This is a genomic window from Nostoc foliaceum FACHB-393, from assembly GCF_014698505.1.
Lineage (GTDB): Bacteria > Cyanobacteriota > Cyanobacteriia > Cyanobacteriales > Nostocaceae > Nostoc > Nostoc foliaceum_A.
Map to the genome: position 1 here is coordinate 1 of NZ_JACJTD010000113.1, position 11,755 is coordinate 11,755.

Here is an 11,755-nt window from a genome sequence, read left to right on the forward strand (position 1 = left end):
AGTTAATTTTTATGTCTCTAAACTATCACTAACTATCTCAAAGCCTTATGCCTCCGTTTTTACGAAGATATCAAAGTTTTGCCCCAAAGCTTTGAACAGTCTGGCTTTGGAGTTTTCGGACAAGTCTAATAGATTGGGGATCAGCTAAATCAACCTGAATTGGTACTACCTGTAAGCCGTATTGTTCAACCAATGAGGAGACACTGTTGATCTGACGAACAGCCGCATAGACTTTTTTGGCTCCGTGTTCAATAAAGGACTCAACTATCGCCTTGCCGATGCCGCGATTTGCGCCCGTAACCAAAATGGTTTTGTCTTTGATGTCATAGTTCATTTGGATTTCTCCTTATGGTTTTCCATGATCTGAAAAACCTTGGACAATCGATCTAAGTTAGGGCAAAGAAATTTAGCTGCTCTCTTGAAGAAAGACTGCGGCTTCCACCGCTTCTTCTAGCATGGTATCATCATCTCTCATGCGAATCTAAGAACACCAATTTTTTAGCCGCCTTTGAAGTTTGTGCTTTTGGACACCTCTTTTTTATCTCTGCACAATGAGGATTTGGGGGATTGGTCTGAATTGGGCGTGCTGAGTGTTCTGTCCATTTTGCAGCAGGAGTTCTATCGTGCGCGGTTGGTTCAGTCGTTGGCAAATGCAGCGATCGCATTTGAAGATAACCCTCCTTCAGTGAATCAGATGAAAGCAGCAGTCGTCAAGAAGGTTGCCCAAGAAGTCTGCTGCAAGTATTGCAGAGTTACAATAATTACGAAGCAAGTATTATCTTTGTGATCTTCTGTCATCTAAAGTTTTGGCGAGTAGCACCATAACAGCAATTGGAGCAAGGAAGACTCTAAGAGGTTATTTGAAAAGTCATCTAACGTATGTTTGACTACTCTGGCTATCCTAGAAGTTGAACGAGATAATGCGGGTTTTGGAATTCACGTTCGCTTCTGTAAGTTGCATTTAAGGCTCAATCTGCCACTTTTCAAACAACCTCTAAGTCCCGCTATGGTAGCGAACTTATACAATACCTGAGCTTAAACCAGTTGAATATCTAAATTAGTTTGAAAACCAATAGGCTTATTTTCCAGAATAGCGAATCTCGATTCTTGGAAGAACAAAGAACCATTTAGGGGATCATAACTGAAGTCACTAAGATCAGTAGCACCAAACCCTGCTTGAGAAACTTGAATTTTGTCACCTTGAACAGCCTTGAAGTCTTTGATAATATCAACACCCTCTAATAGGTTGGTAAAAACAAATTTATCTGCACCTAGTCCGCCAGTGAGAGTATCTGCACCTAACCCACCAGCGAGTGTATCGTTCCCGCTCTTACCAGAAAGTGTATCGTTTCCACCATTGCCAAATAACAGATTATTTTGCCTATCTCCCACAATGGTGTCACTTTGATTTGTACCTTTAACATTATCAAAGTTTATAAATGTGAATTCAACTGTGCCTATGTTAGGAACATTATTAATTACGAAACTTTGACTTTCAAGGTTAACGTTAACTGATGCATCTTCAACTAAAAAGGGTGCTGAAGGAGCAATTGAGGCATCAATAGTGTTATTTGCAACGCTAGCATCAACAACAAGATTTTCAAAATTTCCAAGTAAATCTGTACCCAGTCCGCCACCTTTTTTAAGAGTTCCATCAATGAAGATAGTAGAGCTTACACCTATTTTGCTGTAATCAGCCGTATCAGTACCATCTCCACCATTTAAGGTATCGTTGCCTGCACTAGCTCTAATAATGTCATTGCCGCCGCTACCAGATAATTGATTATCAGCAGCATCACCAGTAATAGTGTCCTTTTGATTTGTACCAATTACATTCACAAAATTTTTCACACTGACTATTATTGGTGGCGAACCGACAACTCTTATTTCTAGTTTTTCTTTGGATAAATCAGCTACTATCGATACATTTGTACTGTCAGTAGTTGCATCAATAATATTAGTCTGTCCTCTAGCACCAATAACAGTTTCAAAGAAATCTCTAAACGTATCAGTTCCAATTACGCCTTTTTGAATCACCACTGGTTGGAGTGTTACAGGTTGTTCTAAGTCACTGTAATCAATGGTATCCCTGCCATCTCCACCAGTAATCGTATCATCCCCTGCACTAGCGATAATTCTGTCATCCCCAGCAGTTCCGATTAAAATATCGTCCCCATCAGTACCTATAATTGTTGCCATAATCTTGCTTTACCTGTTTTTGAGTAACTGCTGTATAGTAACCTGTTATCGGCTGTATTGTTCTTGAAAAAATGTTGCAGAATATAGCAATTAACTAAGATTTCCCCGCAGACCTTCTGCTCCTGGAGCGACCACGACGTATGCAGAAACTCATGTGTTGCAGCGAATTCGGGGCAGAATCCGAGGTTTGATTTCTTGAAGTAATGTTGGAATGATAATCCGGCACTGGTGATAATGATCAAGAAATTGTTGGCGAAATATCCGCAGTGGGGTGTTGTGATTGTGGATGGGGAATTGGTTGATTGAAATGGGTAGCGATTACCTATTCATGCAGTGCCATTGGGCGATTTCTACGACAGATTGCGCCTACAGGGATGCTCCCTAAGTCCCTGTAGGTGCAAATATACACAAAGAAAAATTATCCAAGAACCAATCTCGCCTTTCCACATTTCGTGAAAAGTCAGACACCTTAATAACCCGCAACTTGGGTTATTATGTTTTTGCAGATATGTGATGTCGCAAAAACCGCATGAACCATTTCTTAGATCGGAAACTCTCTAAACGCTTCCGCACCTTCGATAATGATCACAATGGCTTTATTGAGCAGAGCGACTTCGAGATGTCAGTTGCGCGTCTGGCTGAAGAGTTCGGTCATGATGAAGAATCCCCTGCTCGACAACGGCTGCTCGATGTTTGCTTAGGCTTGTGGCAGCACTTATTGCAAGTAGCCGATACAAATACCGATGAGCGCATCAGTGAAGCTGAGTATAAAAGAGCGTTCGCATTGGGACTGCTAGAAACGCCCGAAGCATTTGACCAAGCATATATGCCCTTCCTTGAGTCGATTATGGATATCGTTGACCAGGATCGTGACGGTCGGCTGACCGTCACTGATGAGATCCGATGGACGGGTGCTTTGATGCACCTCTGTGAGCAAGATGCCCGCGAGGTATTCCGTCGCCTTGACAAGGACGAAGATGGCTTCATTACCACCCATGACCTGCTCGAAGCCATCCGCGCCTATTACTTTGACGACTCACTCGATTCTCCTGGCTACTGGCTGCTCGGCCCCCTCGATTTATAACCCTACTCTCTAACGCCACATACTCCACCCTTTGGCGCAAAGTATGATTTTTTCAAATGATTAAGTAATTCCCCTTAATACATCTTGCTTAATCAAGCTAGAAAGTATATATTTTTTTTGTGCGTAATTACAAGCAAATAAACCTCAGTTACGAGCATGGGCGGATAGTTTTGTGCGATCACCGTTAAGAAACAAGCCGAAGACCTGATGGAAAAATAAGTCAATACGTCTTTACAATCTGTAAATCAACTTGATGCAACTGATAGTAATTCTTTGGTTTACAGGCTTAAGTGGTGCTAGCAAAACAATCATTAGTTACACGGAAACCAGAATTTTGAATATGGGGAAACGCATTTATCTATGCTAAAAAATATTCCTTTGAAAATATTTACTACTACCGCAGTAAGTAGTGCGGCTTTTTTGTGTGTAAGTGTTAATAATGCTTATGCAGCTTCTTTCAACTCGATTTCTCGTATTTATGCTTTTGGTGATAGCTATTCAGATAATGGGGCAGCACTTCGGATTACAACAGCAGCAGTTAACTCTGGGGTGCCTGGAGCGTTTATATTCCCACGAGTGGACGTGTATGACTCTGACGGTCGATGGACAAATAATCCGGGATTAACATCAGTTGAGGTATTAGCAAAACAAGAAAATTTACAGTTAACAGATTATGCAGTAGGTGGTGCGAAAAGCGGCAATGGCAATTTAAGTACTTGGCTTGATAAATATCAAGATACAGGTTTCTTTGGTCAAATTGAAGAATATAAAGCAGATGTTAATCGCGTGGGAGATTCTAAGGGGTTATACTTCATTTTTATATCTACAAATGATCTATTAGAAAGGTTTTTTAATAATCAGACTGGTTCGGTCGATGTATTAGCTGATGCTGCTGTTAACAATATTGCTTCTGGAATATCACAACTTGCAGCGATAGGGGCAGAACAGTTTTTTGTCGTAAACTCTACAGATTTAGCTGCATTACCGCTTTTTGAGCAATACTCACAAGAGGCAGCTAAGTTTAGAGATGTTATCAACAAAAGTCTTCCCGGTCAACTCGATACCCTGAATAAGCAATTAGGTGTTGAAGTTGCACTGTATGACCATGTTGCAATCAGCAACAAAATTCGCTCTACCCCAGCAACATTTGGTTTTACCAATATAAATGATGCCTGCGAACTTTTATACACTACTGGGGGGTTAGAGCCTGGTTGTTCAACCCCTGATAATTATTATTACTTTGACGAGATTCATCCCACTCGTCGTGTACATCAGATTATTGGTGAAGATATGTCCAATTTCTTCGAGACACAAAGAATAAAAACTGTTCCTGAGCCATCAACTTTTTTAGCTTGTATATCTTGTATGAGTATGATCAGTTTACTACGGCGTAAAGTTCATAGTAGCTAAGGGCATCATCGTGCTAAAAAGAGGAAAACTATAGCAACACACAAGGGACAAACCCAGATTGAATAAGCAGGTATTTGGGAAAGATTACAAGTATAAGGACAGCAACAATGGAAACACTAGAAAATTATCAATTGATAGTGAAAACGGGTAAAACTACTACAGAAAAAGCTTTAGAATTATTTGACACCCTTGAACCCGTAAATTTAGGCTTTATGTTTGGTCGTTGGCAAGGGTCTGGACTGCATACAAATCATCCAATGGATGGTTTATTGGAAATTTCCAATTGGTATGGTAAGGAATTTATAGATTCTGAAAATATTCATCCGTTATTATTTTTAGATGGTCAGGGAAAAATTTACCAGGTTGCGCCTAACCCCACTTTAATGAACTGGGTTTTAAAATTGCCGATTCCCAAAAATGATTCTCTCAAACCATTGTTGATCTCAATCAATTCTTTACTTAAAACCGATAAAAGTCAGGCTAGACTGCGGATGATGGAGTATAGAGGAAAAGTGACTGCTACAATGATTTATGATTATTTGCCAATCAATGATTCTTTCAGAAAAGTAGATGAAAATACTGTGTTAGGAATTATGGATTATAAAAACATACCTCAACCTTTCTTTTTTATTCTCAAGCGATGTCTTTAGCTTTTTAAATCGGCTCTATTACGCTAAAGCGATAGCATCGAAGATAAGCGTGGTGCAACAATTCAGTGGGGGATTCTGACCCGCCACTGAAAGATTGCTGACGCATGTATTCAGAATAGCTGAATTCTTCTTCAATATAAACTTTGTCCAATGAATGTTATTAGTGAAATTCATCACCAAAAGAAGCACTCCCAAGAAAGCTAGAAAAAGTAAACAGCATCCAACCGAAACAAATATGTTTTTGAGTTTGCCAATCGTATCTATCTTCTATCGTCGGGATTGTGTTAGCTTCAACGATTTCTAATCCCCAATACCCTAATGCGCTAATGCCGAACAACATAGCGCTGACGATGGACAATTTTGCGATGACTTTGAAAATATAATCGCTTAAAGTGGCTAGTGTCTTAAAGGTTTTTCTGTGATGATGGATAATGAGTTTACTTGGAGCTACAACCAAAACACGTCTTGGTCTTTGTTGAGTGAGTTGAGAGACAACTTGTTTATTATCAGTCATGGATCAAACCAAAGCCTGTTGGTTGTAACTAGATAGTTTCAGTAATTATATTGTAAACTTTCGTCAGGTGAATGAGGTTAAATTTACATAAAAATTCCACATTCAGAAAAGATATTCTAATGGTTAAGCGATGTCATACGAAAAAACCCAGAGGACAAGCAATTAAGTTGAAAGTCAGTTAGAAATATCCCCCAGTGCAGTATAGGCTGGGGGATACACTTAATCAATCCGCATTGCTGTAGTAAATCGGCTGCAATACTTTCCGACAAGCTAATTTACAAATGTCGCCAGAAGTTCTTACTGATAGTCTTGAGACTGACAACTGCCGTTTCTGTTGTTGCTTCAGGGGCATGACCAGCAGCCAGCACAGCAGCTTGTGGTGCAGGTGTCGTTAACAGGGAATTGAGTAATCCCATTTGATAGTCAATATCTTCTACTGTGCGATAAACTCTGGGGTAGTCAATTTGCATCCCTAAAGGTGTTGGTACTATTTTCAGATATTCATTTAGGGCGTTAATATAGCCATCGTGAAAAATCCTATTAGCAATACAAGGACGGATAATATTCAATAATTGAATAGCTCGTCTAATGTCTGCAACACTGCGGCTAGCATCAATCTCTGGCTGGCTTTCGCTGTAACCTTTGGATTTCTTTTCTGCTACCAGATTATGAAATTTAGCAATGGCTCTCTGATGATTGGCTAATGTGTGGACTTTGGTTTGCGCTTGATAACCGACTCTGCCCCACTGCACTGTTAAGTTACTATCTTCGACAATGGCCGCCCAGAATTTATTGCTGTTTTGAATTGCGTCAACAAAGACTAAATAGATTTCCATCTTTCTTACCCTGTCAATTTCCTAACTTCAGGGCATTGCCCCATCTGAGATAGATATACTGAACGCGATCGCTACGAACCTAAAAGAGCGATCGCCCCTGTAGAATCAGGAGACAATCGCTTTCTCATCAGTTCATGTTTCTGTATTTGGCAGTTCTGAGAGACTGAGTTTTCGCCGCTTGTACAGGACTACTAGCCCGTCGTGCAGTAGATGCCCAGGATTGCATTCGTTCGACTGCCGCCGCATCCTGAATTGCAAGCGGGGTAATCGTTTGACGACAGGCTTCGAGATCAGCAAGTGTTACCTGCTGCGGTCTATCCTCATCGAATGCCAGCAGAGCAGCTTCCGAAGCAAGGGTTTCCAGTTCCGCCCCTGAAAACTTTGCAGTGTTGGCAGCGATCGCTTCGAGGTACTCCGATTCCAGGTGAATGCCAAAACGTTGTAGATGAATCCCCAAAATCTGTACACGCTCTGGCTCTGTGGGCAGATCAACAAAGAAAGCCTCATCAAACCTACCTTTGCGCTTAAACTCACTTGGTAGTGCTGATGGGTCATTGCAGGTTGCAACTATAAACACCCCAGCAGTGCATTCACTCATGAACGTAAGCAAAGTTCCAAGAATCCTTTGACTAACACCTGAAGTATCGCCAATACCAGAAAGCGCCTTTTCCACCTCATCAATAAACAAGATACAAGGTGCGATCGCTTCTGCTGTTTTCAATGCACGTTTAACATTACCTTCGGATTCGCCAACTAGTGAACCTAGAAGGGACGCAATATCGAGTTGCAGAAGTGGTAGATTGAGTATGCTAGCGATGTTTTTGGCACAGTGGGATTTTCCTGTTCCTGGTGGGCCAGCCAGCAATACACCTTTTGGTTGGGGTAACGAGAGACTTCGCGCCTCTTGCGTGAATAGCCGCCGCCGCCTCATCAACCACTCGCGCAGAAGATCCAAACCGCCGAATGGGATTATCGCAGGTTTACCCAACTCGATACCCATTTGAGACAGTAGCCGAGTTTTGTACTCGACGGCTTTGGGGATGAAATCAGCGCCGACAACGACACCATCATTAGTTAAGTTTTCTTTGACTGTTAACCGCAGGAAATCACTAATTTCCTCCAGGGTTAAACCCAGGGCAGCACGAGAAAGAGTTTCAAATTCAGCATTTTCTAGCGTAACAGTAAAAGTCAATTCCTGTTCAATAGCAGACTGTTGTAGGTCATGCAAATAAGAATTGATATGAAGTAGTATTTGGTCAATACTAGGTAAAGGAACTTCACAATAAGGAATCAATCTGACTAAGGATTCGTGTAATTGTATGTTCTGACCCAACAAAACAATGCGTTTATCTGTGGGTTTTAACCTGTGGTAAAGGTTTTTTACCTTGCTTAAAATCTCCCAACTCAATTGGGGTGAATTCTTAGCAATAAAGGGGTGAATATCTCCGAGGATAAATACACCATGACCACTAAAGTTAGCAATGTAGTCGAATACAAATAGTAGTGGATCAGCCTGTGGAGGTTTCTTATACTCTGGCACTGGCTTAAATACCAATCCCCCATCTGCTGCAATTAAACATTGTTCCAAGGTTGATACTCCCAGATTCCAGAAGAAAACTGGACATGAGAGCTTATTGTTAGCTTCAGTAGTTAACCACTGAATAATCGTCGCTTCATCAGGAGATAGGACATCAACCGCAGCGATGGGGATTTGTGAATCGAGTGTGGAGAGAAGATTTGAGAGTTTCATGATGTTGATATTTGATAAGGAACTGGAGAGAGTTCGTCATGAGTGTTTACTACTTTCACGACTACCTCATAGACTTCGGCATCGCCGCAAAATACAGATGCCATAGCATTACTTTCAGGTTGGGCAATAGCGGAAATAAGAGCATTTATTAGTACACAAATACCTTCAGTATTGGCTTTGATAACCACAGGTTGATGTACTTTTTGCTGCGGATAAACGTGAAGCATGGGATATTCTTTTGATAATTCATTCATAAATTTAGGGGGCTTGGAAACCCCCTTTTATGTTTGTTACTGGCGTTGGTACTGTTGATGGGTAGAAGTTATACGTTGCTGTTGGGCTTCCGGCTTAAATTCACGTTCGCCCTGTACAACTCCCAACGCCTCTTCAAATGGCTGGGTTGCTGACAAACAAGTTAACCCCTCGAATCCAAGAGCTTCCACTTTCACTTCACCTGTAGCGCTGTCGAAATGAATCAGTATTGACCGTTCCATATTTATCTCCGTGCATATTGTTGAACTTCTTGATGTCCGGCAAAAGTGAGCCGTAAAGTTTGCACGCTCCCGTTGGTTTCTTCAGCGATCGCACATTCACCAAACCTTTCTTGTAACTCGGCAGCCTTCGCCAAAACCATCCGTCGTCCGTAAGCAGGCATTAGCTGACAGGCGTAGAACTTTCCTCCTAACCGCCTAATTACTTCGTACTCATCCTGGATCATTTCGTATTCCGAGCCATTCCACTTAAATCCCATATCTGCACGGGCTTTTATGGTGCGACCAGACACAATGATTTCAGCGCTTTTTCCTTGAGAGCCACCGTAGTATCCTTTTAGTGGCTGTGCTGTTTCGTAAACTTGCGGATTCAGTTTCAAATCTTGTAAAGCTTGTATTAGACATTCAAGGGATACAAGCTTAGTTTTAACGGTTGAGAAATGCGACATTTTTAGCTCCAATGCTTTCAAATCGGTTTGAGAAATAGTAGGGGTGCGATATCCTTTTTGGGTTATTCTGGAAACTACGTATTAAATCCATTGGCATCAGTCTTGAGCGAATACACCCTCGCCCAAGACTGTTTTTTACCTGAACTTGAACGACATTACGGTAGCTTTCGATAAGCCCACGTCGTCAGCCGCAAGTGATTGTAGATTGCGCTGTTCGTCTAACAACTTGATCCGAATTTCTTGCATTTTTTGCTGCAATTGACTGCGTGTATCTGAACCCAGATTTTTAGACTCAATCGCTGGATCATTAACAATAGAGTCCAAGTGCGCCATCATCGCCTCCAAGCTGCTGCCAGCCTCCGGGTCAGCATTCGCTAGTAGTACCTGAACCTTCATCAGATGACGTTGCATCTTTTTTTTGAACTGGACTGGCTTGCGTCCTGGCTCCCAATCAGCCAACTCTTCAAGCAACTGCGCGGCGAGTTGTTCACCACCAGCGATCGCAGATTCCCGTAGCCTTTGCTCCAGATTTTGGTCATACTGCTGAATGAACTTGGTAATTTGATCAAGACATTCGGCTTGTTGCTGATTGAGTTGTTCGGACAAAGCGGGTATGATCACCGGACGACCAATCACGACTTGCAAATAGTCCTCAAGATCGGTCAGAGTCGGAAATGCTCTTAGCAAGTTGGCTTTGACTGACTCTTGCTTATCCTGTGCTAATTCCCAAGTGTTAAGTGAGAGGAACTGGTCAATCCGCTCTTGGTAATCAAGAAGTCCTGATTCATAATCAACTTTTAATTGATTACGCAAGCCAGGAGCAATATTATCTCTAATATTAAGAAGTTGACTCCAAACGAGCGGAGCCAAATCAATAGGACAAACCCAATCACCAGTATCAGCAGACATCCACTCTTGAACAGAAGCGATTTCTTGACGAAGTTGTGCGGCAGCTTCATCGAGTTTCTTAAATACCTTGATTCCGCGTAATCCGACTTCAGAATTTGTAACTTTCACGAGGTCTGATTCAATTTCAGAGACTTCAGCTTTTAGCACATCGGCCCATTTAGGTGCGGCAGACTTTGTACTTTTCTTTAACTGGATGCGGAAGCGAATACGGGTTTTATTTAATTGTGAGAAATTGTGGCGCTCGACTACTGCATCAGTTAGGAAATTTGTAGCGATAGTGTTGTCGATTACTTGTACCATTATTATTGACCTCAATCATTATTTTTCACTTTCGATTAAGCGAAGCTTTCTTTGTGGTGATTTCTCAAGAGAGCGAATGTCTGTAGTAGCTCTATAGATTACTTTTGTAGAGCTTTTTTGCAGGCGAATATGTCTTTTAATGACTGGTGGTTTATGTATGGACATGGCTTAAAATAGCTGAAGTTGCTGTGAATTATCCTGTACCGCAGGCTTCTCATAGACCATACCTTCGACTTCATAACAGCGAGTCATGAGTTTGTTTCGATTTAATCGAAAGCTGGCTTTTTTTCTTTGATTTGGCAGAGGTACAAATAGATACTGTGGATGTTGGATAGTACCTGCATCACCCAAGTATCGTGAAAGCGTACCGTCGATTTGGTAAACTTTTGAGGAGCTTAAAAGCGTTGAGTCATAAACTTTAATCAAATTTGTTTGCATCTGATTAGTATTAAAGTAGAGTGTGTGATAATCTTTTGTGGAATCGATTTTTCTCTACAGTCAGACTGATTGAATCTGACTGTAGAGTTTTTCACGCAGAATTCGTTACTTTTGCGTTAGTTATTGATTGAAAGTGACAACTACTACAGATAAAAATGCTCAAAAATCTGATTGAGTTTTTCCTTTAATTCATCTGACAGAGCATTAAAATCAAACTCTTTAGATCCCCAAACTTCATCAAGACTTGTTGACTCATCGATAATGTTTGCAATCAAACAAGATGCATCATCGTAGTTCCAGCCATTTGCTAGAAGCCACGGCAAAACTCCCTCCGATTGCAATAGTTTCTCAATGTCGAACGAATCAGAAAACTGCTGTAAGTTTTCGATATTGGGGTGAACGATTGTTATTGTCATTTCTTTTGATTGGTGAATAAGTAGACAGCATCTATTAGCTGTAGACAAAGTTTGAGTAACTTCTAATTACAGTTGCTCAAACTCTGTTTACAACGACTTAAAACACCATTTCATTCGCAGCTTTTGTCACAGCTAAAGCTTGTTTACTGATCTCGCGCCAGTCCGTTTCTTCACCATAAGATCAGGGCAAACGCATCTAAATATTGACGAGCCTGAATCAGGGTGAAATACGCCAAGACTCAAACTACATAAGGCTTTGAGGAAATTAAATCTCACTCATTATAAAAATGATAATCATTACGAGGGGGG

General features: G+C 41.2%; 15 protein-coding genes. 4 read left to right on the plus strand and 11 right to left on the minus strand.

The features are described from left to right. Positions 1-70: 70 nt before the first annotated feature. Entirely contained in the window at positions 71-334 is a 264-nt protein-coding gene (locus tag H6G92_RS36555; RefSeq protein ID WP_242059479.1) for an SDR family NAD(P)-dependent oxidoreductase, read from the minus strand. Between the two features lie 189 nt (positions 335-523). On the opposite strand from H6G92_RS36555, the gene H6G92_RS36560 reads away from it, so the two are divergent. Beyond that, positions 524-787, plus strand: coding sequence for a hypothetical protein (locus tag H6G92_RS36560; RefSeq protein WP_190901510.1), 264 nt, complete (start codon positions 524-526; stop codon positions 785-787). A 248-nt stretch (positions 788-1,035) separates the two neighbouring features. Here the strand turns inward: H6G92_RS36560 and H6G92_RS36565 are convergent, their stop codons facing one another. Further along, entirely contained in the window at positions 1,036-2,199 is a 1,164-nt protein-coding gene (locus tag H6G92_RS36565; protein WP_190901492.1) for a calcium-binding protein, read from the minus strand. Between the two features lie 529 nt (positions 2,200-2,728). Here H6G92_RS36565 and H6G92_RS36570 point away from each other — a divergent pair. The 3 genes from H6G92_RS36570 (at position 2,729) to H6G92_RS36580 (ending at position 5,343) form a co-directional block, all read left to right on the plus strand. Continuing rightward, positions 2,729-3,283 (plus strand): EF-hand domain-containing protein, encoded by a 555-nt coding sequence (locus H6G92_RS36570; RefSeq protein ID WP_190901494.1) that lies wholly within the window; start codon positions 2,729-2,731, stop codon positions 3,281-3,283. Positions 3,284-3,643: 360 nt separating this feature from the next. Then, entirely contained in the window at positions 3,644-4,693 is a 1,050-nt protein-coding gene (locus tag H6G92_RS36575) for an SGNH/GDSL hydrolase family protein (RefSeq protein WP_190901496.1), read from the plus strand. Positions 4,694-4,800: 107 nt separating this feature from the next. Continuing rightward, entirely contained in the window at positions 4,801-5,343 is a 543-nt protein-coding gene (locus H6G92_RS36580) for a DUF4334 domain-containing protein (protein WP_190901498.1), read from the plus strand. Positions 5,344-5,503: 160 nt separating this feature from the next. Here the strand turns inward: H6G92_RS36580 and H6G92_RS36585 are convergent, their stop codons facing one another. The 9 genes from H6G92_RS36585 to H6G92_RS36625 all read right to left on the minus strand — a co-directional run bounded on the left by H6G92_RS36585 (position 5,504) and on the right by H6G92_RS36625 (position 11,446). Beyond that, the gene (locus H6G92_RS36585; RefSeq protein WP_190901500.1) at positions 5,504-5,857 is read right to left on the minus strand and encodes a hypothetical protein; all 354 of its coding nucleotides are present in this window, start codon (positions 5,855-5,857) and stop codon (positions 5,504-5,506) included. A 275-nt stretch (positions 5,858-6,132) separates the two neighbouring features. Beyond that, positions 6,133-6,693 (minus strand): WGR domain-containing protein, encoded by a 561-nt coding sequence (locus H6G92_RS36590; protein ID WP_190901501.1) that lies wholly within the window; start codon positions 6,691-6,693, stop codon positions 6,133-6,135. Positions 6,694-6,820: 127 nt separating this feature from the next. Further along, a complete protein-coding gene (locus tag H6G92_RS36595) occupies positions 6,821-8,443 on the minus strand; it encodes an AAA family ATPase (RefSeq protein WP_190901503.1) in 1,623 nt (540 codons plus the stop codon). Then, the gene (locus H6G92_RS36600) at positions 8,440-8,670 is read right to left on the minus strand and encodes a hypothetical protein (RefSeq protein ID WP_242059480.1); all 231 of its coding nucleotides are present in this window, start codon (positions 8,668-8,670) and stop codon (positions 8,440-8,442) included. Before H6G92_RS36600 ends, H6G92_RS36595 begins: the two co-directional genes overlap by 4 nt. Positions 8,671-8,733: 63 nt before the next feature. Further along, on the minus strand, positions 8,734-8,937 hold the full coding sequence (locus tag H6G92_RS36605) for a DUF2997 domain-containing protein (RefSeq protein ID WP_179070125.1): 204 nt from the start codon (positions 8,935-8,937) through the stop codon (positions 8,734-8,736). Between the two features lie 2 nt (positions 8,938-8,939). Next, positions 8,940-9,383, minus strand: a complete 444-nt coding sequence (locus H6G92_RS36610; RefSeq protein ID WP_190901505.1) for a DUF1257 domain-containing protein — start codon at positions 9,381-9,383, stop codon at positions 8,940-8,942. A 135-nt stretch (positions 9,384-9,518) separates the two neighbouring features. Further along, positions 9,519-10,592, minus strand: a complete 1,074-nt coding sequence (locus tag H6G92_RS36615) for a hypothetical protein (protein WP_190901507.1) — start codon at positions 10,590-10,592, stop codon at positions 9,519-9,521. 168 nt (positions 10,593-10,760) lie between these two features. Then, positions 10,761-11,030 (minus strand): hypothetical protein, encoded by a 270-nt coding sequence (locus H6G92_RS36620; protein WP_190901508.1) that lies wholly within the window; start codon positions 11,028-11,030, stop codon positions 10,761-10,763. 143 nt (positions 11,031-11,173) lie between these two features. Further along, positions 11,174-11,446: a hypothetical protein gene (locus H6G92_RS36625; RefSeq protein WP_190901509.1), complete on the minus strand. Its 273-nt coding sequence runs from the start codon at positions 11,444-11,446 to the stop codon at positions 11,174-11,176. Between the last annotated feature and the right edge of the window lie 309 nt (positions 11,447-11,755).